The following is a 23,340-nucleotide window of genomic DNA, read 5'->3' as shown; positions in this document are numbered from 1 at the left end:
AACAACCCCCCCACTTCGGCGGCCCGGTTCTTTTTTTATTAACCCCCGGTTCACCGGTGCGGTTCACCCCCCGCGGGCCGGGCCGGCGCGCCCCGCCCCTTCTGTTCGGGGTGACTGACGGGACTCGAACCCGCGACAGCCAGGATCACAACCTGGTGCTCTACCAACTGAACTACAGTCACCATCACCGGTTATTCACCGGCGCGGTAAATACTAGCTTGTCTCAGCCTCCAAGCCCTAATCCGCTGGTCGGGGGCTTGATCCGGTGACATCGATGGCCTCGGTGACGGCTTCGGCGACCGCCGCGATCTCCGTGGTGGAGGGTCCGGGCAGCGGCACGAACGCGGTGCGGCGGTAGTACTCGAGCTCGCGGATGGATTCCTTGATGTCGGCCAGGGCGCGGTGCGCGAGGCCCTTTTCCGGCTGACCGAAGTAGATCCGCGGATACCAGCGGCGGCACAGCTCCTTGATCGAGCTCACGTCGACCATCCGGTAGTGCAGGTGCTCGTCGAGTTCGGGCATGTCGCGGGCGATGAAACCGCGGTCGGTGGCGATCGAGTTACCGCACAGCGGCACGGTGCGCGCGGTGGGCGCGTACTGGCGGATGTAGTCGAGCACTTCGGCCTGGGCCTGCTCGAGGGTCACGGTGGAACGCCGAACCTCTTCGGTGAGACCGGATTTCGCGTGCATATCGGCGACGACCGGTGGCATGCAGGCGAGTGCGGCGTCGTCGGCGTGGATGACGATGTCGACACCGTCACCGAGGATATTCAGGTCGCTGTCGGTCACGAGCGCGGCGATCTCGATCAGCTTGTCGCTGTCGAGACGGAGCCCCGTCATCTCGCAATCCATCCAGACCAAGAGTTTGTCGGACACCTGAGCCACCCTAACGGGCGATACAGTTTGCTTGGAATTCCCCGCAGACGTTTCGAGCATTTCTTGCGTACGGCAGTCATGACCAGACGGAGGACGCGCGAATGACCACCCCCCAGGAGAAGGCGGCAGCGGCACGCAAGGCGGCCGAGGAGGCCGCGCGGGTCGCCGCCGAAGCGGCCGCGGCAGCGGAGGCCGCCGAAAAGGAAGCCGCCGCCGCGGGCACCGGATCAGCTATCGCATCCGGCGAGGCCGGCGAGATCGCGGGGGGTTACGCGTTCGACGGACCGGCGCTCGAGCTCGGCACGGTGATGATCGACGGTGCGGCGGATCCCGCGGCGCGCGTGCGCATTCCGCTGCGGATGATGAACCGGCACGGCCTCGTCGCGGGCGCCACCGGCACCGGCAAGACCAAGACTTTGCAGGGCATCGCCGAACAACTGTCCCGCGCTGGCGTTCCCGTGGTGATGGCCGACGTGAAGGGCGACCTGTCGGGGCTGAGCGAACCGGGTGAGGACAACGAGAAGATCCGCGGCCGCGCCACCGAGACCGGCGCGAGCGGCTGGGCGCCGAGCGGTTTCCCCACCGAGTTCGTCTCGCTCGGCACCGGCGGCATCGGCGTGCCGATCCGGGCGACGATCACCTCGTTCGGCCCGATCCTGCTCAGCAAGGTGCTCGGCCTCAACGACACCCAGGAATCCACCCTCGGGCTGATCTTCCACTGGGCCGACCAGCGTGGCCTCGCACTGCTGGACCTGAAGGATCTGCGCGCGGTGATCACCCATCTCACCAGCCCGGAGGGCAAGGAAGATCTCAAGGGCATCGGCGGTGTCTCGGCGCAGACTGCGGGCGTGATCCTGCGCGCCCTGGTGAATCTGGAAGCCGAGGGCGGCGACACGTTCTTCGGCGAACCCGAACTCGACCCGGCCGATCTGCTGCGCACCGCGGGCGGGCAGGGCGTGATCACGCTGTTCGAGCTCGGCCAGCAGGCGGCGCGGCCGGTGCTGTTCTCCACCTTCCTGATGTGGGTGCTCGCCGATCTGTTCCAGACGCTGCCCGAGGTCGGTGACGTCGACAAGCCGAAGCTGATCTTCATCTTCGACGAGGCGCACCTGCTGTTCGCCGACGCGTCCAAGGCGTTCCTGCAGCAGGTCGAGCAGACGGTGAAGCTGATCCGGTCCAAGGGCGTCGGTGTGTTCTTCTGCACCCAGTTGCCCACCGACATCCCGAATCCGGTGCTGTCGCAGCTGGGCGCCCGGATCCAGCACGCGCTGCGCGCCTTCACCCCCGACGATCAGAAGGCGCTGGCGAAGACGGTGCGGACCTATCCGAAGTCGACGGTCTACGACCTGGAGGAGGCGCTGACCTCGCTGGGGACCGGTGAGGCGATCGTCACCGTGCTCTCGGAGAAGGGCGCGCCGACACCGGTCGCCTGGACCAAGGTCGCGCCGCCGCGTTCGCTGATGGACACCATCGGCGACGACCGGATCAAGTCCAAAGCGCTGTCGAGCGCCCTGCAGGGCAAGTACGGGCAGAGCGTCGACCGGGAGTCGGCCTACGAGATGCTGCTGGCCAGTGTGGCCGCCGCCGCTCCGACGCCCGAGACGCCGCAGGCGCCGGGGCGCGCGCAGGCACCGCAGGAAGAGGACTCGGCGGCCGAGCGGATCATGAAAAACCCGGCGGTGAAGAGCTTCCTGCGCTCAGCAGCGAGCGCCGCCGGTCGCGAGATCAGTCGCAGTATCTTCGGCACCCGGCGGCGCTAGCGGAGTTCGGCTCAGCTGCTGCCGAACCAGCCCCAGGGGAACCAGTTGTTCCAGCCGTAGCCGCCGCCGTAGCCGCCGCCGTAGCCGCCGCCGTGGCCGCGGTCGCAGCGGTCGTAACCACGGCCGTACCAGTCGTTGTCACAGCGGTAGTTGCGGTCGCAGTTGTAGTCACAGCGGTGGCCGCGGTCGCAGCGGTCGTAGCCGTAGCCGCGGTTCCAGTCGTTGCACCGTCCGCGGTCGGTCTGTACCAGGTCTGGGACGGCGGCGGGCAGGGCGAGCGCTGGGGTCGCCATTGTCAGTGGGAAGGTGACGGCCGCACCAACCACTGCCATACTCATAAGTAGCCGGCGTACGCCGACCTCGCGTGTTCCGTAGATCTTCATGGCTGCCTTTTCCGGCGCGCTCGTCCTCGGCTCTGCGCGCCGTCTGTCGAGTTGGTTGATATTCCCCGACTTATCTGATAGTAGGCGCGCGACCGTGCCGCCACCAGACCGGTGGCGGCGGAAATACCGGCTTTATTCGGGGAGTTCGCGCCTCAGCAGATCGGTGGTCGTTTCCCGGCGCAGCAACTGTGTGGCGCGGCCGTCGGCGACGGCGACGATCGGCGGCCTGCCGACGGTGCGGTAGGTCGAGGCCAGCCCATGGTGGTAGGCGCCGGTGCACGGCACGGCGAGTACTTCGCCAGGGCGCAGATCGGCGGGCAGGCGCACACCCGTGGCGATGAGCTGCCCGGATTCGCTGTGCCTGCCCGCGATGGACGCGGTCAGCTGCGCGCCGGTCGGGTGCCGGTTGACCACGACCGCACTGCCGTTCCCGCCGCCACAGCCGTCGACGATCACCCTGGTCCCACCGTCGGTGGTCTCGGTGACGGCCAGCACCCGGTACAGGGTGACACCGGCCCTGGCGACGATCGCCCGCCCAGGTTCCATGGTGAGCGCGGGGCGGGGGAAGCGGTGCCGCGCGCAGGCCGCGTCCAGTGCGTCGTCGAGGATGTCGGCGAGCTCGTGCAGATTGAGCTCGGCGTCACCGCTGCGGTAGGCCACCGCGTGCCCGCCGCCGATGTCGAGATGGGTGAGCAGCATGCCGTATTCGTTGTCGATCCAGGCCATCTCGCCGATCATCCGGCGGATCGCCTCGCCGTAGTGGTCGGGATTGTGGATCTGCGCGCCGAGATGGCAGTGCAGTCCGATGAGTTGCAGGTTCGGCTGGGTGGCGATCCTGGCGACGGCGGTCTCGAACGAATCGCCGCCGAGCGGGAAGCCGAACTGGGGACCGCCGGGCACCTCGATGCCGGGCGCGACGCGCAACAGCACCTGCTGCGGTGTGGTCGCCAGCGCGGCGAGCAGGGTGATCTCGGTGAGCGAGCCGACCACGATGCGGCCGACGCCGCAGGCCACGGCGGACTGCAGTTCGTCGAAGGTCTTGCCGTTGCCGTGCAACACGATCCGGCGCGGATCGATGCAGGCGGCCAGCGCCACCGACAGTTCGCCCGCCGACCCGACCTGCACGGACAGGCCCTCCTCGGCGACCCAGCGCGCCACCGCGCCGACCATCAACGCGGTGCCCGCGTAGACGATCTCGGCGTCGGGGAAGTACTTGCGGTAGGCGTGGCAGCGTTCGCGCACCTCGGCTTCGTCGACCACGTGGACCGGAGTTCCGAACTGGTCGGCGAGATCGGCGAGTGCCACCGCGCCGAGGGTGATCCGGCCGTCGGCGTCGTAGTGGGTGTCGGCCGGCCAGACCGCGGGGTCGAGCCGCGGCACGGTGGTCGCGCGCAACGACGGGAAGATGTCGAGCAACGTCACGGTGGTCTCCTGGGGACGCCCCCGCGCTCCGAACGGCGGGGCCGATTCCAGGACTACGCCGCCTGCGGGCCGCTGAACTCGCTGTTTACGGGTCCTTGACCACCTGGGCGATGTTCCTGACGGGTTGCTGACGTGGCAACCCGCCAGGCGAGTGTCAGTTGCCCAGCTTCTTGTAGAACGCGCCCGCGATCGGGGCGGTCACCGCGCGCGGGCCGTAGTTGCCCGCGACGCTCATGCCCTTGCTGATCAGGCCGGGCACGATGCGCATCTTGTTGCGGGCCAGCGCGTCGATGGAGACCTTGGCGGTGTACTCCGAGGAGACCCAGAGGAAATCGGGGACCATCTTGTCGACGATCGACTCGTCCTCGGGCGCCGGGGTCTCGGTGCGCACCGGACCGGGCGCCAGCAGGGTGACATTGACGCCGCTGCCCTTGAGTTCGCCGCGCAGCGACTCGGAGAAGGTGTTGGCGAACGCCTTCGACGCCGCGTAGGTGGCGTTGTTCGGGATCGGCATGTTGCCCGCGGCCGAGCCGCTGATCAGGATGCCGCCCGCCTTGCGCTCGATCATGCCGGGCAGCACGGCCAGGGTCAGGTCGTGCACGGCGGTGGCGTTGAGTTCCATCTGCGCCCGCTCGTAGGCGAAGTCCAGCTCGGCCACCGGTCCGAAGGTGGCGATGCCCGCGTTGTTGCACAGGATCGCGATATCGCGCACCGCGAGTTCGTCGACGAGGCTGGCCCGCTGCGTGCGGTCGGCGAGGTCGACCGCACGCACCTCGGCGGTGATGCCGTGCGCGAGCGTCAGCCGCTGGGCCAGTTCGGTGAGGATCTCACCGCGCCGGGCGACCAGGATCAGCGAGTAGCCGCGCCCCGCCAGTTCGGCGGCCAGCGCGGTGCCGATGCCGGAGGACGCGCCGGTGACGACGGCACGATTGTCTGCAGTGGGGGAGGGCAAGCTCACACGGGGAGCTTAGGGGATCGGCGTCGACCGGGCGGTGGCCACGTCGGGCGGTCGGTGCGACGTGAGCGGGCGGCTCGTCCGCGGTGGTCGCGAGATCCGGTCGCCGGGCCCATAGGCTGAGAGCTGTCATGACGACCGACGCACCAACCAGCCGGGCCGACCGGGAGGCGCCGCTGCCGCTCACCACCGAGCCGCCGCGCACCTTCGGGTTCGCCGACCAGCCCGCCTTCTGGACCACGGCCCCTGGCATCGGCGGACCTCGACCGACCCGCGCGTGCCTGTCGTGACCGACCCGCCGGTGTTCGGGATGGGTGATGAGCCGACGGCCGCGCCCACTTGGCCTTCGCCGACCGAGGACGAGATCGCCAGGGCTGTCGCCGCGACCTGGGGCGGACCCGAGCCCGCCGAGATCGAATGGCGCAGCGCGCGTCCGCTGTCCTCGACGGTGGGCGTGCGATTGAGCGACGGCGCGCGGGTTGTCGTGAAGCGCCTGCCGCTGCGGCTGCGTGACCAGGCGGCGCTCGCCGAGGAACACCGGTTCATGGCGCATCTGCGCAACGCGGGCATTCCGGTGCCCGAAGTGTGGTCCGCCGTGGGCAACTGGGCCACACCATCCGGTCCGACGCGGGAACCTGCCGAGCACGCACGCGACGCCGACGACTCGTCGCCGGACACAGAGGCGCCCGGAGCCGCTGCTCGAGCACCGGAAGCCGCCTCCTTACGGTGGCGAGCCACCACCGTGCTCCCGCAGGGGATGGCCGGGTATGCCGCGGCGCAGGGCGGGGCCGCGGCGGCCGATCGAGTGTCCGACGGCTTCGTTTACGAAGTACACGGTATGGGTCTGGGGGAGGACCGGTACCGTGCCGACTTCTCCTGGACGCCGTACCGCGACCCGGGTGACGCCACTGCGGCCGGAATGATGCTGGCCCGATTGCACCTGGCCGCAACAGGTTTCGAAGCGCCTGTCCGCCCCGCGCGTCCCCTGGTGGCCAGTCTGCACTGCGACAGCGTCGTAGGCGCCTTCGAATGGCACATCGCCCACCGACCGGCCGTCGCCCGGTTCCTTGCCGACCGCGAGTGGCGTGCCGAAATACCTGATCTGCGCGTCGATCTCACCGTCGTCGCGCCGTTGTGGACGCACGGTGACTGGCACCCGACCAACCTGCTGTGGGAATCCGACGAGGTGACCTCGGTGTTCGACTTCGGCCTCGCCAACCGCACGACCGCTGTCTTCGACCTCGCCACCGCCATCGAACGCGCTGCGGTGGACTGGGTTTCGCTCCGTGACGGCGGATCGGCGCACGTCCGCGAGGACCAGGTGCGCGCCCTGATCCAGGGGTACCGATCGGTGCGACCGCTGTCCCGCGCCGAGCAGACCCTGCTCGCCGACCTGCTCCCACTCGTGCACATCGGCTACGAGCTCTCCGAGATCGACTACTTCCTGACCGTCGCCGCCCAGCCGCGCAATGCCGAGATCGCTTACCAGGATTGGCTACTCGGCCACCTGTCCTGGTTCCGGACACCGGCCGGACATGAGCTGCGCGCCCTCGTTCGCGATGTGGCCGCCGAATAGTCGAGCGCGGCGCAGCCGTCGGTGTTGATCCGCGGTCCCGCCACCGACACCGCACGCAGGCGCCATCGAGCCCGGAACAGAACACCGCCCCGCGCACCGGATGCGAGTTCGGTGGGCGGGGCGGTGCGACGGTCGTCCGTCGCGTCGGACGACCGGGTTCGGGGATTACAGGCGCGCCGCCAGGCGGGTGCCCTGGTCGATGGCCCGCTTCGCGTCGAGTTCGGCGGCCAGGTCGGCGCCGCCGATCAGATGCAGGTCGACGCCGGCCGCGCGCAGCGGCTCCTCGAGTTCGCGCACCGATTCCTGTCCGGCGCAGACGATCACATTGTCGACCTCGATGACACGCGGCTTCTCGTGCTTCTCGCCGAAGCTGATGTGCAGGCCCGCGTCGTCGATGCGCTCGTAGTTCACGCCGCCGACCTGCTCGACACCCTTGGCCTTGATCGCGGCGCGATGTACCCAGCCGGAGGTCTTGCCGAGGTCCTTGCCGAACGGGGTCGACTTGCGCTGCAGCAGTACCACGTCGCGGGCGGCGGGGGAGGGCTTGGGCTCCTTGAGCTGGCCGCGGGCCTGCTCGTCCTCGGAGTCCACGCCCCACTCTTCCTTCCACTCGTCGAGCTTGAGCGTGGGATGCCCCTCGACGGTGAGGTATTCGCTCACGTCGTAGCCGATGCCACCGGCGCCGATCACCGCGACCTTCTTGCCGACCGGCTTCTCCTCCTTCACCAGCTCGGCGTAGGACAGCACCATCGGATGGTCGATGCCGGGGATGTTGGGGATGCGCGGGCGAACACCGGTCGCCAGCACCACCGAGTCGTACTTGCCCGCGATCAATTCGTCCGCGTCGACGCGCTTTTCGAGGTGCAGGGTGACACCGGTCAGCTCGATCTTGCGGCGGAAGTAGCGGATCGACTCGTCGAACTCCTCCTTGCCGGGGATGCGGCGCGCGATGTCGAACTGGCCGCCGATCTTGTCGTCGGCCTCGAACAGGTCGACGTGATGGCCGCGCTCGGCGAGGCTGACAGCGGCCGAGAGCCCGGCCGGACCGGCGCCGACGACCGCGAAGCGCTTGGCCCGGCGCGTCGGCAGCAGCTGCAGCGTGGTCTCGCTGCCCGCTCTCGGGTTGACCAGGCACGACACCTTCTTGTTGCCGAAGGCGTGGTCGAGGCAGGCCTGGTTGCAGGCGATGCAGGTGTTGATCTCGTCGGTGCGGTCACCCTCGGCCTTGTTGGCCCATTCCGGGTCGGCCAGCAGCGGGCGGGCCAGCGAGATCAGCGCCGCGTCGCCGCGGGTGAGGATCTCCTCGGCGATCTCGGGCATGTTGATCCGGTTCGACGCGCACACCGGAATGGTCACCTTGCGGGCGATCTTGGCGGTGAACTCGACGAACGCCGCGCGCGGCACCGAGGTGACGATGGTGGGCACCCGCGCCTCGTGCCAGCCGATGTCGGTGTTGAGGATGTCGACGCCAGCGGCCTCCAATTCCTGGGCAAGGGCGATGATCTCCTCGAAGGTCTGGCCCTTCTCCACCAGTTCGGCCATCGACAGCCGGAACACGATGATGAAATCGGGGCCGACCTTGGCGCGAATGCGCTTGGCGATCTCGACGGGCAGCCTGCGCCGGTTCTCCGGCGTGCCACCCCACTTGTCGGTGCGCTTGTTCACCCGCGGCGCGAGGAACTGGTTGATGAAATAGCCCTCACCGCCCATGATCTCGCAGCCGTCGTAGCCGGCGAACTTGGCCAGCTCGGCACAGCGGGCGTAGTCGTCGATGGTGTTCTCGACGCCCTTGCTCGACAGCGCGCGCGGCTTGAACGGGTTGATCGCCGACTTGATCGCCGAGGCCGAAACACTGGTCGGCATATAGGAATAGCGACCGGCGTGCAGGATCTGGATGGCGATCTTGCCGCCCTCGGCGTGCACCGCCTTGGTGATCCTGCGGTGGCGGTAGGCCTCGGTCCTGGTGGTCAGCTTGCCGCCGAACGGGAGCAGCCAGCCGGTGCGGTTGGGGGCGTAACCACCGGTAATGATCAGGCCGACACCGCCGCGGGCGCGCTCGGCGAAGTAGGCCGCCAGCTTGTTGGTGTCCCAGGCGCGGTCTTCCAGACCGGTGTGCATGGAGCCCATGACCACCCGGTTGCGCAGGGTGGTGTGGCCGAGGTCGAGTGGCTCGAACAGGTGGGGGTAGGACGTCATGGGCGGTTGTCACCTTTTCGCGGTCGCAGGGCCTGCAATACTTCGTCGCACCATTCGACGTAGCCGGACTCCGCACGGATGCCCGCGCGGAGCACCAGATACTGGTGCAGAGCGGCGCCGGAGAGCTGGTCCGGTGCCGGGAAGAATTTCTTTTCGCTGAGCAGGTACTCATCGAGTCGCTGCGCGTGCTGGGCGCGATGGCGGGTCACTTCGGCGCAGACGGCGTCGATGTCGCCGTACGCGGCGCCACGGATCTTCACGCCGAGCTCGTCGTGGGACGGGCTGGACTCGGTGGGTTCCGCGATCCAGCGGGCCAGTTCGGTATGGCCCTCCGGCGCGACCGAGTACACCTTCTTGTCGGGTTTTCCCTGCTGAGCCACCGATTCCACGGTCACCCAGCCGGAATCCTCCATACGCTTGAGTACCCGGTAGATCTGCTGGTGGGTGGCACTCCAGAAGTAGCCGATCGACTTGTCGAATCGGCGAGCGAGTTCATAGCCCGAGCCGGCCCGTTCGCTGAGCGAGACCAGCAGCGCGTGCTCCAGTGCCATGGGACGAGGGTATCCGGAACGCGCGGTACTATGCAACCAGGTTCATATGAATTGACGGCGTGCCGAAACACCGATGTGTCCTGCCGGGAGCCGCGATCCCCTCTACGCTTCGGGCATGACCGAGGTGAACGCGTCCGAGACCGTCGGCGAGGCGGCCGGACGCGGGCAGGTGCTGGCGTGGGGGCTGTGGGATTGGGGGTCGTCGGCGTTCCAGGCCGTCACCCTGACCTTCGTGTTCTCGGTGTATCTCACCGACAAGGTCGGCGACGATCTGCCGGGCGATACCCCGGCCAGCGCCTGGCTGGGCTGGGCGCTGGCCGCCGCCGGCCTGGTCGTCGCGCTCACGGCGCCGGTCTGCGGGCAGTACTTCGACGCCGTCGGCTCCAGGAAACGGGCCCTGGCGACTTTGACCGCGCTCACCGTCGGCGCGATGTCGCTGATGTTCTTCGTCCGCGACGACTATCACGACCTGTGGCTCGGCCTTGCCCTGCTGGCCTTCGGCTCGGCGGTGTTCGAGCTGGCCGGGGTGCCCTACAACGCCATGATGCGGCAGGTGTCGACACCGGCCACAGTCGGGAGGGTCTCCGGATTCGGCTGGGCGATGGGCTATTTCGGCGGCATCGTGCTGCTGCTGATCTGCTACGTGGGCTTCCTGGCCGGAGACGGCGATACCCGCGGCGTGTTCGGGATACCCACCGATCAGGGCCTCAATGTCCGGCTGGCCATCGTGCTCGCCGCGGTCTGGTTCACCGCGTTCGCGCTGCCGGTGCTGTTCGCGGTGCCCGAACTGCCGCGCACCACGGCCGATCCCGGCGCGGCGCGGGCCGGTCTCCTCGGCTCGTACCGCGTGCTGTGGCGTGATGTGAAGGAATTGTGGGTGCAAGACCGGCACACGGTGTGGTTCCTGCTGGCCAGCGCGGTGTTCCGCGACGGGCTGGCCGGGGTGTTCACCTTCGGCGCGGTGCTCGCGGTGCAGGTGTACGGCTTCGCCGACGCCGATGTGCTGCTGTTCGGCATCGCCGCCAATGTCGTGGCGGGTGCGGCGGCGATCACGGCGGGCCGCTTCGACGACCGGCTCGGGCCCAAGCGGGTGATCGTGGCGTCGCTGGTCGGGATGATCCTGTGCGGACTGGTGCTGCTGGTGGTGTCCGGCACGGTGATGTTCTGGATCTTCGGGCTCGCGCTCACCGTGTTCGTCGGGCCGGCGCAGGCCTCGGCGCGTTCGTTCCTGGCGCGCCTGGCGCCGCCGGGACGTGAGGGACAGATGTTCGGGCTGTACACCACGACCGGGCGGGCGGTGTCGTTCCTTGCGCCCGCGCTGTTCGGGGTGTTCGTCTCGATCTTCCACAGCGACCGGGCCGGGATCGCCGGGTTGCTCGTCGTCCTGCTCGCGGGGTTGCTCGTGCTGCTGCCGGTGCGCGCGCCCGCGACCGTCGCGGCCTAGTGGTACTTCACCAGGTACCCGCGCCCCGCATTGTGTGTACGCCCGTACTCTGAAATACCCGCTGTGCCGGATGTGCGGTGTGTTACACCATGGACCGCATGCGGCGACAGCAGTGGAAATACCTCTCAGTCAGCGGCTTTGGGAACCCAGCCGCCGATGCCGAGAGCGATCAGGCGCATCTGCATGACCGTGCGCGCGACCACCGCGGCCTCCTCGCGCGGCGAGGCGGCGACGTAGGCGGCGATGCCGTCGGTGACCGTGGTGACCAGTAGGTCGGCCGCGATCTCGAGCTCGGTCGTGCTCCAGTTGTCGAGTGCGCGCACCCGGGACAGATCGGCCACGATCTCGCGCACGATCAGCTGCATCTCCATCGCGATGGCCTGGCGCAGCGGGGCAGGCCCGCCGTGGCGTTCGCGGATGAGGAAGCCGAACAGCGCGCGCTTGGCCCGCACCTGCTCGAACACGAAGCGCACGGTATCGGCCAGATGCGCGTCCGGCTTGCGCCTGACCTCGCGCAATGCCAGCCGCAGCGCCGTCACACCCTCGTCGACCAGTGTGGCGCCGAGATCGTCGAGCGAGGCGAAATGGCGATAGAACGCCGTGGGCACGATGCCGGCCGAGCGGGCGATCTCCCGCAGGCTCAGCGCCGCGAATCCGCGGTCTGCGGCCAGCGTCAGGGTGCCTTCGAGGAGGGCCGCGCGGGTGTGCGCCTTGCGCTCGTTGCGGGTTCCTGCCTGCTCAGTCACATCGGTGAGCATACATCCGTTCACCATAGTCGCTTCCCTGGATATGTTGCCCGCCTCACATCTTTGCCGGTTGACAGCGGGATGGGTCCATCCGGCACACTGGTGAGTGTACAGGCGTGCACTGAAATGTGAATCGCATGCCGAAGGACTTCCGCAGAGGGGCAAGACGCATGGTGGGACTGATCGACCTGGTGCAGACGTTGACGACGCCGCATCCGCTGGACCGGTACCTGGAGCTGGTCAGCCCCGCGCTCACCGCGCGGGAGCTGCGCGCCGAGGTCACCCATGTCTCGCACGCGGTGCCCGGCTCGGTGACGCTGACCCTGCGCGCGTCCCGGCAGTGGCGCGGCCACACCGCGGGCCAGTACGTGCAGATCGGCGTCTCGATCAACGGCGTCCGGCACACCCGCTGCTACTCGCCGATCGATCCGGAGAGCCGGGGCGACCGGTTCATCCAGCTGACGGTGAAGGCGCATCCGGGCGGGCTGGTGTCGAACTACCTGCACGACAACGCCAAGCCGGGCATGGTCGTCGACCTGGCGCCCGCCGCGGGCGTCTTCGCGCTACCAGGGCAGCGCCCGGACCGGGTGCTGCTGATCAGCGGTGGCAGCGGCATCACCCCGGTGCTGTCGATGGTGCGTACCCTCGACGCGGAGGGCTTCACCGGTGAAGTCACCTTCCTGCACTACGCGCGTCAGTCCGAGATGGTGCCGCACCGGGCCGAGCTGACCGCGATCGCCAACCGCCGCCCCAACTTCCGGGTGGAGTACCGGTACCCGGTCGAGCCGGGTGCCGTGGTGAACGGCGAAACCTCGACCGGCAGTGGGTTCTTCGACTACGACGAGCTCGAGCGGGTCGCCCCGTGGTTCGCCGACGCGCAGACCTTCGTCTGCGGGCCGCCGCCGCTGATGCGGGCCGTGCGGACCATCTTCGAGGCCGAGGGTCTCGCGGATCGGGTGCACAGCGAGGAATTCACCCTCACCACCGTCCCGGCCGACCCGGCCGAGGCCACCGGCACCATCACCTTCTCCGGCAGCGACGTCGCCGCCGACAACAGCGGAGCATCGCTGCTCGAACAGGCCGAATCGGCGGGCCTGACCCCGGAATACGGCTGCCGCATGGGGATCTGCTTCTCCTGCACCGCGACCAAGGTCTCCGGCTGCACCCGCAACCTGCGCACCGGCGAACTCGACGCCGACCCGGACAAACAGATCCAGATCTGCGTGAACACCGCCGTCGGCGACGTCGACATTGCCCTCTAGACAACCGATCAACCAACCAAGGGGAGATACAGTCATGACGATCCTCACCGAAGGCAAAGACGGCCCGGTCATCCTGACCCCGGAGCAGGTCGAGGAGCTCGGCCAGGCGCTCGACGACCTGCGCGCCCGCGTCGAAGCCGATCTGGGCGAACGCGACCGCGACTACATCTACAAGATCATCAAGACCCAGCGTGGCTTCGAGATCGCCGGCCGCGGTCTGATGTACCTGGGCTTCCTGCCGCCGTTCTGGCTGGCCGGCGTGGCGGCGCTCGGTGTGTCGAAGATCCTCGACAACATGGAGATCGGCCACAACGTCATGCACGGTCAGTACGACTGGATGCGCGAGCGCGGCATCAACTCCCGCGAATTCGACTGGGACACGGTCTGCCCGGCCGACCAGTGGAAGCACTCGCACAACTACATGCACCACACCTACACCAACGTCCACGACATGGACCGCGACATCGGTTACGGCATCCTGCGCATCGACGAGGGCCAGAAGTGGAACCCCTACTACCTGGGCAACCCGATCTACGCCTTCCTGCTGATGGTGCTGTTCGAGTGGGGCGTGATGGTGCACGACCTCGAGGCCGACAACATCATCAAGGGCAAGCGCAAGTGGTCCGACCTCAAGCCGCTGCTCAAGGGTCAGGGTAAGAAGGCGGGCAAGCAGGTCCTCAAGGACTACGTCGTCTTCCCCGCGCTGACCGGCCCGCTGTTCCTGCACACCTTGGCGGGCAACGCCGCCGCCAACCTGGTGCGCAACCTGTGGACCTTCTCGATCATTTTCTGCGGCCACTTCCCGGCTGGTGTACAGACGTTCACCAAGGAGGAGACCGAGGTCGAGACCCGCGGTGAGTGGTACGTCCGGCAGATGCTCGGCTCGGCCAATATCAAGGGCTCCAAGCTGTTCCACATCATGTCGGGCAACCTGTCGCACCAGATCGAGCACCACCTGTTCCCGGATATCCCGGCCAACCGGTACCCGGAGATGGCGCCCGAGGTGAAGGCGCTGGCCGAGAAGTACGGCCTGCCCTACAACACCGGCCGTTTCGCCAAGCAGATCGGCTCGGTCTGGGCCAAGATCTTCCTGCTGTCGGTGCCGGATCGCTTCGTCAAGAGGGCGCCGACGCCCGGTGTTATCGTTGTGCGTAATCGGAAGGCAACCGAAGTGGGCGTGTAAATGATCGGGAAATTCGAAAGCAATAAAGATCTTGTCCAGGAATTGACGTCCTCCGGTGCCCGGCATGTCGGCAATATCGCGACATTGATCACCGGCGTGGTGGCCGAGGTCGCGCGGGAGATCGGCGAGTTCGTCACCGACGCGATCGAGATGAACGAGGCCGCCGCGGCCGCCCGCCGTGATGCCGAGCAGCAGCTCGACGACGAGCGTGCCGCCGGCGCGTTCGTCGAGGCCGAGACCGAGGACGTCCCGGTCGGCGAGGACGCCGGTATCGACACCGTGTTCGTCGAGGCCGAGGTCACCGACAAGAACTGAGCGTCACCACACCGGCAACCGCCTGCGGTGCTCGGTGACATCGGTGATCAGATCCCGGTAGCCGTCGGTCAATTCGGCCAGCCGGGACCAATGCAGATGGATCCGGGCCTCCCACTGCCGCGGTGTCGTCGGCTCGATCGGATCGCCGCCCAGCGCCTGCTGGGCGGCGATCCATTTCGCTGCCATCCGGTCGATCACCGCGCCGAGTGTCTCGGTGTGCAGGGAAGCGCCTTCCCGGTGCGCCACATTGGCGGCGACCCAGTCGTCGATGCGGGTGATGAGGGCGGCGCGATCGTGGTCGATGTCGTCGATGAGCCTGCCGCAGGCCGCGACCCGGCTGCTCGGCGCCTCCGGTGCGCGCGCCGCCGCGATCGCCGAGCGCCTGCGCTCATGGCAGCGGGCCAGCCTGCCTGCCGCGTCGAGCACCCGGTGCCGCAGCGGGTCGGGATCACTGGATTCCAGAAAAGCCCGCAACAGCGCCGAGGGCGGCGGGAGTTGCGCGGCATCCACACGATGGCCGGGATTGATCGGCATGGTGCACGCCCCTGAACACGCTGAATTCGAGCTTGGATACGCCAGAGCCGGGGAGGATTCGGGGGAGGTCCACTCCCCGGCGCCGGCGTAGCCCCGCCCGGGCGTCGACGAATATCCGCGACGCTGCGGTGAGGAAGACGGCCCGGGGAAAAATCGGGACCCTCTCAGGAAAGCGCGATTCGGCGTGGCCGCGCAATAGTATGGTGTACGAATTCCGGGGTCGGCGAGAATTGTTATCGACCGTTACAACGGGGTCACCACGAGACGTCCCCCGTGTTACCCATCGGCGCATTTCCGGCAATCGGATCACCGCGGCCCGCCGCGGACGCTACCGCATGCACTAACCTCGACAAATGTGCCCGCCTATGTGTCCTCACCCGAGCTGACCTTCGGGTTCCTGTTCGCCCTGGAAGACCCGCAGCGAATCGCCGACGTCGTCGGCGACCTCATGGAGCGCCGCGCGGTCTCGGTGTTCCGGATCGCGCGGCTGTCCGACGACGACGGCCCGCCCGAGCGCTACGTCGTGAACTGGGCTGCCATCCCGCAGATCTCGATCACCACCAGCGCACCGGAGGATTCCGACCTCCAGGCGCAGCGGATCATGCTGGTCAACGCCTTCCTCGGCGAGAGCGGCGAGATCAGCCTGTACTCCGGAAACCCGAACGCGCCGAGCTGAATCAGCGCGCCGATTCGTAGATCCGGCGCACCACGTCCTCGATGCCGGGTTCCTCGATCGACAGGTCGCGCACCTGTGCCCGATCCGACACCGATGCCAGCAGCGCCGCCGCCGTGGTGTGCTCGGCATCGAACGCCAGGCGCTGACGCATGCCGCCCGCCTCGCTGGACAGCAGTTGCGCGCCGCACGGCAGATCGTCGAGATCCGGTGTCGGTGCGGCCAGATCCACCACGAGTACCCGGCGGGCGCCGACGGTGGCGCCGAGTCCGGTCAGTGAACCGTCGTACACCAGTCTGCCGTGATCGACGACGAGGACCCGATCGCAGAGTCGCTCGATATCGCCCATGTCGTGGGTGGTGAGCAGCAGTGTCGTCCCGCGTTCGATCCGCTCGGCCCGCAGGAATTCGCGCAGCCGCTGCTTGGACAGCACGTCGAGGCCGATCGTCGGTTCGTCCAGGATCACCAGTTCCGGCGAATGCAGCAGCGCGGCAGCCACTTCGGCGCGCATCCGCTGACCGAGCGAGAGCTGGCGCACCGGGGTGTCGAGGGTATCGGCCATCTCGAGCTGTTCGACCAGCTCGTGCGTGCGCTTGTCGGCGATGTCGGGATCGAGGCGGTGGATCGCCGCCAGGATCGAAAACGATTCGTGCAGCGGCAGATCCCACCACAGCTGGGAGCGCTGCCCGAACACGACGCCGATCCGCGAGGCCAGTTCCTTGCGCTGGCGCACCGGTTCCAGGCCGCAGGTGCGGACGGTGCCGGTGGTCGGCACCAGGATGCCGGTGAGCATCTTGATCGTCGTCGACTTGCCTGCGCCGTTGGCGCCGATATAGCCGACCGCCGACCCGCGTTCGATCCGGAAACTCATCCGGTCGACGGCGGTGATCGTGTCCCGGTGTCTGCGCCAGCGGCTGCCGTTCTTGCGGTAGACCGTGAACTGTCGGGTGAGTTCGCCGATGTCGATGATCGGTTCCGACGCGTTGTTCTCGTCCATCGTTATCCCCCTCCTCCCTGATAGTGCCTCGTCCCTATCCGCCATGCTGCGAATGCCAGCAACCACACCCACGCCGCCGCGACCGGTGTCAGCCAGGCCGACCACGCGGGCAACAGCGGCGGTCCGGGGAGACCGAGCAGCGCTATCGTCGGCACGTAGGCGGTGAACGCGACGGGAATCGCGAACCCGAACAACAGCTTCAGCGGCGCGGGGAACACCGAGGCAGGCTGCATCGCGGCGAACGACCCGCCGTAGGTGAAGCTGTTGGTGAGCTCGGCACCGTCGATAAGGAAGAACTGTAGTCCTGCCGCGCATACGAAAAGGCCACAGAACAGCGCGATTCCACTCAGCAGGGTGATCACGATCAAGGTAACCGGTGCGATGCCCCAGTCGATTTCGTTGCGCCACAACCCGACGGCGAGCACGATCACCGCGACGGCGGCACGTGCGAGCCTGCGCAACGAGATGTCGCTGGTGATCAGCTGAAGCAGCAGCGGCTGCGGGCGCAGATGGTAGGCGTCGAGTGTGCCCATCCTGATCATCGCCGGCAGCGAGTCGAGGTGCCCGACCAGTACCTGGGCCAGCGCGAACGAGGTGTTGGACAGCCCGAACAGCAACAGAGCGGCATTGGTGTCGAGGCCGCCCAGCGTGCCCACATTGTGGAAGATCACCCACACCTCGGCGAACTCGACCAGGCCGATGAGGAAGGCGCTGAACACCTCGGTGGCGAACGAGAGCCGGTACACCTGCTGTGCTTTCACACGCGAACGCAATACTGCGAGATAGGGGGTGAACCAGGTCCCGGACACGATGCGCGCGGAATCCGGTTCAGCCACCCTGTACCTCCAGCCTGCGTTGTCCCGCTCGCAGCAGCGCTCTGCCGAGCAGTCCGATCAGCAGGACCCAGAAGCCTTGCGCCGCAACGGTGATCACGGCATCCATCCCCGCTACCCGCCCTGACAGCGTATCGATCGGGGCTTGCAGGATGGAGGGAAACGGGGTTGCCATGGCGACGGTCCGCAGCACGTCGGGAAACATGTGCACCGGGACGAAAAGGCCTGCGAGGAAGGTGCCGACGATCTGGTACAGCACCCGGATCCCGCGTATCTCCACCACCCAGAACCCGATCAGCGCCACCGCGAACAGGCACAGGAACGACAGCGCCACCGCCAGCAGCACGCTGATCAGCCCGAGCAGGTAGGCCACCGGCGTCGTCGGCATCGACAGGCCGAAGGTGGCAGCGCCGATGACGATGCTCGGCACGCCGCGCGGCAGGAAGGTGCAGGCGGCCCTGCCCATGTCGGTGGCGAGGTAGCCGAGCTGGACGTCGACCGGGCGCAGGAAATCGATGGCGACGTCACCGGTCTTGATCCGCTCGACCAGGTCGATCGGCGGCCCCATGAACTGCGTCGCGCCGAGCAGCGCCTGCGACAGCCACACGTAGGCGCCGATGGTTCCCTCGTCGTAGCCGCCGAAATCGCCGGCCGCGCGCACCGCGGCCACCATCACCGCCGCGCGGACGAAACCGAACACACAGTTGGTGAACAGCCCGGCGAACATCGCCAGCTTGTACTGCGCCTGCCGTTTGAACCCTGCCCGCGCGAGCTTCCAGTACACCCCGGCAGCGCTCGGCCTGCGACGACGGAACGAACAGTGACGCACCGCGATGGCTAGTCGGCCGTCCCCCTCCGCATCGCCCCGCACAATCAGTCAACTCTAGGCGGCCCCACCGTGATCCGGACGAAAACGGCACGATCGCGACTGCTCAGCGCAGTGGCACCCCGACGTCGCTGCCGCCCTCCGGCGTGATCCGCGTATTCACCTTCACCAGGGCGGGCGCGGGGACGAAACCACCGGCGAACAGGGCCTCACCCTGGCGGAACCAGGGGGAGCGGCCGAGCAGGGCCGACGGCGCGTAGCCGAAGTAGGTGCCGAGTTCGGCGAGGTCGACGGGCGAGGTCATCTTCATCAGGGCGAGGTTGTCGCACTGAGAGATGATGCCGGGGTGCACCTTCGACGGCCGCTGTGTCGAGAGCAGCAGCCAGAGACCGTATTTGCGGCCCTCGGCGGCGATCTGGATCAACCGCTCCCGCACCGCGACGGCGATCGGCGAATCCAGCCGGGGCGAGGCCAGATTGTGCGCCTCGTCGATGACGAGCAGGACGGGACGCCGCTCCTCGCGCCGCGCCCACAGGTCGTCGAGCAGGGCCAGCGCGACGACGAGTTGCTGTGCGGCCGTGGAGAATCCGCCCAGATCCAGAACGGTGGCATCGGGTCGCTCGTCGACGACCTCGGTCACCGCCCGATCCTGGCGCGCCCACACCTCCCAGTCGAGCAGGCCCAGGTTCTCGATCCGCATGGCCAGCCGCCGCTGTGCCGCGGACCCCGAGCCTCGCAGGTCGGGCAGGGCGTCGTCGAGTTCGGCGGCGGCGAGCTGGTCGGCGAGATGGAGCAGCTCGTTGAACTCCTCCCGGTCGGCGATCGGATCGACCTGCAGGATCGCGGCTTTGGAGGTCAGCGGCAGCGCGGTGAACCTGGCCCGCAACGGCTGCTCGGAGTGTGGGCGCAGCACCCGGATGTCGCGGGCGCGCAGCGCGGCGGCGGTGGGGCCACTCGCGTCCGTGGCGGTCTCGCCGAGCCGGACGAAATCGGAATTGGGGTCGAAGATCACCACGGGCAGCGCGGTGTGCGCGATCACCTGCTCGAGCACGACACCGAGCGCGTAGGTTTTGCCGGAACCGCTCTGACCACACCAGAAGGTGTGCCGATTGAACCGCTTGGGCAGCAGCCGGGCCGGTCCGCCGGGCGGAGTGAGATTCACCCCGACGTCGAGGAGGGCGCCGGTCGTCTCGTGCAGGGTCTGGACGGTTTCCGCGTCGACCATCTCGACGGCGCCGTCGGTGAACGGATAGCCGACCCGCACGTCGATGCCGTTGTCGCCCAGCTCGCCGATCAACCGGCCGCGCAGGCGGACCGGTGAGGTCTCCGACCGTTCCTCGACGAGGACGAGCTGACGGCGATCGGCCGCGACGATCACGGCCAGGGAACCGGCGACGAGCGCACTGCCGGTGGCATCGGTGACTACGAACGAGCGGCCGTCGTCGGACCGCGCACTGGGCTGGCTATTGGTCGGCACCCAGCGATCTTCTCACCTGACCCCGGTATCGGGGCCTGATAGCTATGCGACAGCTACCGGAATGTCGTCAGTGCTCCGGGAATCCGGTGGCGAACAGGATCGCAATGATCACGGAGCTGACCACGGAAATGGCGAGAATAGTCCACATGAGGGGAAGGGTACCCGTACCCGGGCGTGTCGCCGTCATCGCACTACTGTGCTGGAACGTCGCCGCAGGTCACGGTAGTTTCGGCGGTCAGAGCTCGGCGCGCTGCGCTGAGTACCTCGCGGCCCTGGTTCGTCGGGGCATTGGCACCGCCGCGTCGTCGGCGGACACTGGAGGAATGGTTGACAGGGAGCAACGCACACCCTTCTACGGTGTGGTGCTGATTATCGCGGCGCTCGGTGCGTCGATGGCGGTCAGTTTCTACGGGCCGACCTGGTTCCGCGTCACGGTCTACATCCTCACGGTGATGGTCGTCCTGGTCGGCGGCGTCATGACGTTCCGGGACTACTCGCACTGAGGTAACGAATACGCAGGCCACGTCGCCCCGGCAATCCAGGGGCGACGAGTACCTATGCGGGCCACCTCCATACCGACGGGCTCGATCAGCCGATCGGTGGTGCGAGGTATTCCAGCGCATAACCATTGCCGGAGGGGGTTACGCGGGCGATGCCGGGTGAGTCGAGGTGGGCGCCGGCTACGAAGTGGTCCGGTTGGGTCAGCTGTTCGAGCAGCGCCGCTCGCGCGGCCCGGGCCTGGGACTGGTCGCCGTCGAACTCCCAGGACACGTTCGGCTGATCGAATTGGAGCGTGGGAACGTGAACGGTGTCGCCCCAGACAAGAAGGTGGTCGGTGCCGCTCCTGACGTCGTAGACGGTGTGACCGGGTGTGTGGCCCGGTGTCGGGATCGCGGTGACCCAGTCATTGATCGCGACCTTCTCCGACACGGGTACGACCCGGTCGCGGATCGGCTCGAGCCGCCCTGCGAACACCGAGGTGTCGCCCGCGCCGATCCACACGCGCTCGAGTTTGGTGAACGCCTCTGAACCGTCCGGCGCGATCAGGCCGCTCACGTGGTCTTCATGGTTGTGGGTGATGGCCACATCGGTGATATGCGCGCGGTCGATTCCCGCTTCGTCGAGTGCGTCGTAGATCAATCCCATGGTGGGGTCGTGCCAGACGTTGGACGCGCCGGTGTCGATCAGAACCGACCGCGTGCCGTCGCTGACGAAGAAGGCGTTGACCGACAGCCGCAAGTTGTCGCCGGCCAGCGGCACGGCGGTCGGCAGCGCGGGGAGCGGGCGCCCGTCCTCGTCGCGGAGCCGTGTCGGTGGCATGTCGATATACCCGTCTCGCAACGAGATCACCTGCAGACCGCCGAATTCGAACGTGGCATGGTGCCGGCCACTCGAGATCAAACGCATGGAACCTCCATCGTGTTGGGCGCGTATCGCGCCTCTCCGATGGAAGACTAAATCTTCTTTAGGAGAAAGTCTACACTGCAGCGAGGTATCCATCGATCGAGGAGCACGGTGGTCGAGCAAGACGGAAACGTGGCCGAACCACAGCACCGTGATGACCTGGCAGGCGCGTTCGGCCGCAACGTACGGCGACGCCGCGAGGAGGCGGGCCTGACGCTGGAACAGCTGTCCACGCAGTCGTCGGTCAGCCGGGCGATGCTGTCCAAGGTCGAACGCGGTGAGAAGAGCCCGACGATCGGCGTCGCGTCCAGGATCGCCCACGCGCTCGACGCGTCGCTCTCGGACCTGATCGGTGGAGCAGCTGCTGCTGCGTCCGGTGTGGCCGTTGTCCTGCGCAAGAACGATCGCCCCGTTTTCCGTGACCCGGAAACTGGCTTCGAACGGCACATGGTGTCGGCGGCCCCGGGCGCGGGAGGCGGCGAGATGGTTGTCCACTACCTTCCCGCACAGGTCTCTACCGGGCTGCTGCCCGCGTATCCGCCGGGTACGGAGAAGCAACTCGTGGTGCTCGAGGGCACCCTCACCGTCGCGATCGGCGGGATCAGCGAGATCCTGAATGCAGGCGACTCCCTGTTCTTCCAGGCCGACGCGGACCACGGCTTCGCCAACCGAACGGATGCTCCCTGCGAATACATCATGGTCATCTCGCGCAGAACCTGAACGGCCGCAGCTTGCGGGCTCGGGTGCGGTTCAACCCTCCGTGGGGCTATGTGAGGATTTCGACGAGCTGGTCTGTGACTTGGATCACTCAGTCGGAGTTGTGATGTTGGAGTCCCCAGAGCGCAGAAGAGGTCCAGGCCGCGTGAAAGCCCTCGTTCGGTATCGAGTTGCTCGCCGGCCACAACCGGTGCCCGTGCACGCGACCGACCTGCAATGCGGCGCAATCAAGGCCGACGGCCAGCGCTGCGCGATCTCGACCGGCGGCCGCGGCCCGCGCGCGGCACCACAGCTGAGTCCCTATCTGGTGGAGCGAAATGCTGCGGAGCATGTGCGTCCCCGGCAGGAATCGAATCTGCGACCTAGGGATTAGAAGTTCCTGACCCGCGAACACTGTGCTGAGCTGGACCAATGCAGGTCGCGGGCGAGCGAAATCGTAAAATCCCTAGCTGGTGAAAACGAGGGTTCGGGGTGGCGAAAACACTCGAACCTGCCCCCAAGCGCGGCTCACTCCGCGGTGGCTGGACTTCCGGACGTGTCGCCTCGACTGCACAAACTCGTTGGTCAGCGGTAAGGGGTCGATTAGCGGAGCTTGGGACCTTTTTCGACATGCCGATAGAGGCAGTCGAAGAAGGGAACCCCATGACCAAGTTAAGAATCAAGACAGTTCGGCGCGCGGCCTGTGCCACCGGTATCGCCGCGGTCCTTACTGCGTCCGGCATCGGCAACGCATTCGCCCAGCCGATCCAACCCTCGACCGGTGCCGCCGCAGAATTTGTCAATCGCAACGGCGCAACAACGTCAGTCCAGCCCGACTCCGTTCGGTACTGCAGCATTGCAGGCTTGTCGATTCCGTTGTTCAGCGGCCAGGAGCTGCTGCTCGAAAAGGTGCAGAGCATCGATGTTCTCGGCTCCGACGACAAGTTCGTCCAGAATGGCGTGGCGTCACTCAAGATCACTCTGGTGAACGGAACATCGTTCCAGGACAGCATGCCTTCGAACTGTGATCTGTTCGGGCAGAACGACATCGGACGATTCAGTATTTTCCCTCAGGATCTGCAACGGCTCGAGTTCAATCGCGCGGTGATCACGGCTCCAGCACCGATTCCGAGGCCCGTCCCGGTGCCCGCGCCCGCGCCGCAGCCCGCGCCGCAGCCGGCGCCGCAGCCCGCGCCGCAGCCGGCGCCGCAGCCCGCGCCGCAGCCGGCGC

Annotated in this window: 24 protein-coding genes and 1 tRNA gene; 11 read left to right on the top strand and 14 right to left on the bottom strand. The window is 67.5% G+C overall.

From position 1 onward, the window contains the following. Positions 1–109: 109 nt before the first annotated feature. A tRNA-His gene (locus tag ACFWF2_RS27585) sits at positions 110–182 on the bottom strand. 55 nt (positions 183–237) lie between these two features. Next, positions 238–876, bottom strand: coding sequence for an oligoribonuclease (orn, locus tag ACFWF2_RS27580; protein WP_379030038.1), 639 nt, complete (start codon positions 874–876; stop codon positions 238–240). 101 nt (positions 877–977) lie between these two features. Between orn and ACFWF2_RS27575 the strand changes: the two genes are divergently transcribed. Beyond that, entirely contained in the window at positions 978–2,636 is a 1,659-nt protein-coding gene (locus tag ACFWF2_RS27575; protein WP_379310360.1) for a helicase HerA-like domain-containing protein, read from the top strand. 11 nt (positions 2,637–2,647) lie between these two features. Here the strand turns inward: ACFWF2_RS27575 and ACFWF2_RS27570 are convergent, their stop codons facing one another. The 3 genes from ACFWF2_RS27570 to cmrA form a co-directional block, all read right to left on the bottom strand. After that, on the bottom strand, positions 2,648–2,968 hold the full coding sequence (locus ACFWF2_RS27570; protein ID WP_379310359.1) for a hypothetical protein: 321 nt from the start codon (positions 2,966–2,968) through the stop codon (positions 2,648–2,650). 183 nt (positions 2,969–3,151) lie between these two features. Then, on the bottom strand, positions 3,152–4,441 hold the full coding sequence (locus tag ACFWF2_RS27565; protein ID WP_379310358.1) for a diaminopimelate decarboxylase family protein: 1,290 nt from the start codon (positions 4,439–4,441) through the stop codon (positions 3,152–3,154). Positions 4,442–4,595: 154 nt separating this feature from the next. Next, the gene (cmrA, locus tag ACFWF2_RS27560; RefSeq protein WP_379310357.1) at positions 4,596–5,399 is read right to left on the bottom strand and encodes a mycolate reductase; all 804 of its coding nucleotides are present in this window, start codon (positions 5,397–5,399) and stop codon (positions 4,596–4,598) included. Between the two features lie 128 nt (positions 5,400–5,527). Between cmrA and ACFWF2_RS27555 the strand changes: the two genes are divergently transcribed. Next, positions 5,528–5,686: a hypothetical protein gene (locus tag ACFWF2_RS27555; protein WP_379310356.1), complete on the top strand. Its 159-nt coding sequence runs from the start codon at positions 5,528–5,530 to the stop codon at positions 5,684–5,686. Continuing rightward, on the top strand, positions 5,674–6,972 hold the full coding sequence (locus ACFWF2_RS27550; RefSeq protein ID WP_379310355.1) for a phosphotransferase enzyme family protein: 1,299 nt from the start codon (positions 5,674–5,676) through the stop codon (positions 6,970–6,972). The genes ACFWF2_RS27555 and ACFWF2_RS27550 overlap by 13 nt, the downstream gene beginning before the upstream one ends. A 165-nt stretch (positions 6,973–7,137) precedes the next feature. Here the strand turns inward: ACFWF2_RS27550 and ACFWF2_RS27545 are convergent, their stop codons facing one another. After that, positions 7,138–9,168 (bottom strand): FAD-dependent oxidoreductase, encoded by a 2,031-nt coding sequence (locus tag ACFWF2_RS27545; RefSeq protein ID WP_379310354.1) that lies wholly within the window; start codon positions 9,166–9,168, stop codon positions 7,138–7,140. After that, on the bottom strand, positions 9,165–9,719 hold the full coding sequence (locus ACFWF2_RS27540; protein ID WP_379310353.1) for a PadR family transcriptional regulator: 555 nt from the start codon (positions 9,717–9,719) through the stop codon (positions 9,165–9,167). Before ACFWF2_RS27540 ends, ACFWF2_RS27545 begins: the two co-directional genes overlap by 4 nt. A 115-nt stretch (positions 9,720–9,834) precedes the next feature. Between ACFWF2_RS27540 and ACFWF2_RS27535 the strand changes: the two genes are divergently transcribed. Continuing rightward, positions 9,835–11,163 (top strand): MFS transporter, encoded by a 1,329-nt coding sequence (locus ACFWF2_RS27535; RefSeq protein WP_379310352.1) that lies wholly within the window; start codon positions 9,835–9,837, stop codon positions 11,161–11,163. Between the two features lie 125 nt (positions 11,164–11,288). Here ACFWF2_RS27535 and ACFWF2_RS27530 read toward each other — a convergent pair whose 3' ends face one another. Next, entirely contained in the window at positions 11,289–11,936 is a 648-nt protein-coding gene (locus ACFWF2_RS27530; protein WP_379310351.1) for a TetR family transcriptional regulator, read from the bottom strand. A gap of 143 nt (positions 11,937–12,079) precedes the next feature. Here ACFWF2_RS27530 and ACFWF2_RS27525 point away from each other — a divergent pair, with 143 nt between their 5' ends. The 3 genes from ACFWF2_RS27525 to ACFWF2_RS27515 are packed head-to-tail and all read left to right on the top strand — an operon-like array spanning position 12,080 to position 14,669. Then, entirely contained in the window at positions 12,080–13,171 is a 1,092-nt protein-coding gene (locus ACFWF2_RS27525) for a ferredoxin reductase (protein ID WP_379310350.1), read from the top strand. Positions 13,172–13,205: 34 nt separating this feature from the next. Then, complete coding sequence (locus ACFWF2_RS27520) at positions 13,206–14,354, top strand: fatty acid desaturase family protein (RefSeq protein WP_379310349.1); 1,149 nt, start codon at positions 13,206–13,208, stop codon at positions 14,352–14,354. Next, complete coding sequence (locus ACFWF2_RS27515) at positions 14,355–14,669, top strand: hypothetical protein (RefSeq protein ID WP_379310348.1); 315 nt, start codon at positions 14,355–14,357, stop codon at positions 14,667–14,669. A 3-nt stretch (positions 14,670–14,672) separates the two neighbouring features. On the opposite strand, the gene ACFWF2_RS27510 is transcribed toward ACFWF2_RS27515, so the two are convergent. Continuing rightward, a complete protein-coding gene (locus tag ACFWF2_RS27510) occupies positions 14,673–15,203 on the bottom strand; it encodes a DUF4254 domain-containing protein (protein WP_379310347.1) in 531 nt (176 codons plus the stop codon). A 355-nt stretch (positions 15,204–15,558) separates the two neighbouring features. On the opposite strand from ACFWF2_RS27510, the gene ACFWF2_RS27505 reads away from it, so the two are divergent. Further along, complete coding sequence (locus tag ACFWF2_RS27505) at positions 15,559–15,879, top strand: hypothetical protein (protein ID WP_379030081.1); 321 nt, start codon at positions 15,559–15,561, stop codon at positions 15,877–15,879. Between the two features lies 1 nt (position 15,880). Here ACFWF2_RS27505 and ACFWF2_RS27500 read toward each other — a convergent pair whose 3' ends face one another. The 4 genes from ACFWF2_RS27500 to ACFWF2_RS27485 all read right to left on the bottom strand — a co-directional run bounded on the left by ACFWF2_RS27500 (position 15,881) and on the right by ACFWF2_RS27485 (position 20,009). Continuing rightward, positions 15,881–16,873 carry an ATP-binding cassette domain-containing protein gene (locus ACFWF2_RS27500; protein WP_379310346.1) on the bottom strand — a complete coding sequence of 331 codons (993 nt, stop codon included), beginning with the start codon at positions 16,871–16,873 and terminating at the stop codon, positions 15,881–15,883. A 2-nt stretch (positions 16,874–16,875) separates the two neighbouring features. After that, on the bottom strand, positions 16,876–17,709 hold the full coding sequence (locus ACFWF2_RS27495; RefSeq protein WP_189032919.1) for an ABC transporter permease: 834 nt from the start codon (positions 17,707–17,709) through the stop codon (positions 16,876–16,878). Next, entirely contained in the window at positions 17,702–18,577 is an 876-nt protein-coding gene (locus tag ACFWF2_RS27490; RefSeq protein ID WP_379310345.1) for an ABC transporter permease, read from the bottom strand. The genes ACFWF2_RS27495 and ACFWF2_RS27490 overlap by 8 nt, the downstream gene beginning before the upstream one ends. 61 nt (positions 18,578–18,638) lie before the next feature. Continuing rightward, positions 18,639–20,009 carry an ATP-binding protein gene (locus ACFWF2_RS27485; RefSeq protein WP_379310344.1) on the bottom strand — a complete coding sequence of 457 codons (1,371 nt, stop codon included), beginning with the start codon at positions 20,007–20,009 and terminating at the stop codon, positions 18,639–18,641. A gap of 323 nt (positions 20,010–20,332) precedes the next feature. Here ACFWF2_RS27485 and ACFWF2_RS27480 point away from each other — a divergent pair, with 323 nt between their 5' ends. Then, positions 20,333–20,512, top strand: coding sequence for a hypothetical protein (locus ACFWF2_RS27480; RefSeq protein ID WP_379310343.1), 180 nt, complete (start codon positions 20,333–20,335; stop codon positions 20,510–20,512). Positions 20,513–20,597: 85 nt separating this feature from the next. Here the strand turns inward: ACFWF2_RS27480 and ACFWF2_RS27475 are convergent, their stop codons facing one another. Beyond that, complete coding sequence (locus ACFWF2_RS27475) at positions 20,598–21,509, bottom strand: MBL fold metallo-hydrolase (RefSeq protein ID WP_379310342.1); 912 nt, start codon at positions 21,507–21,509, stop codon at positions 20,598–20,600. A gap of 15 nt (positions 21,510–21,524) precedes the next feature. Here ACFWF2_RS27475 and ACFWF2_RS27470 point away from each other — a divergent pair, with 15 nt between their 5' ends. Beyond that, positions 21,525–22,133 carry a helix-turn-helix domain-containing protein gene (locus ACFWF2_RS27470; protein ID WP_379310341.1) on the top strand — a complete coding sequence of 203 codons (609 nt, stop codon included), beginning with the start codon at positions 21,525–21,527 and terminating at the stop codon, positions 22,131–22,133. 639 nt (positions 22,134–22,772) lie between these two features. Further along, on the top strand, positions 22,773–23,340 hold a 568-nt coding region (locus tag ACFWF2_RS27465; RefSeq protein WP_379310339.1), incomplete at its 3' end, for a hypothetical protein.

The sequence above is a fragment of the Nocardia sp. NPDC060259 genome, from assembly GCF_042728775.1.
Classification (GTDB): domain Bacteria; phylum Actinomycetota; class Actinomycetes; order Mycobacteriales; family Mycobacteriaceae; genus Nocardia.
This window is presented reverse-complemented; position numbering and strand designations above follow the sequence as displayed.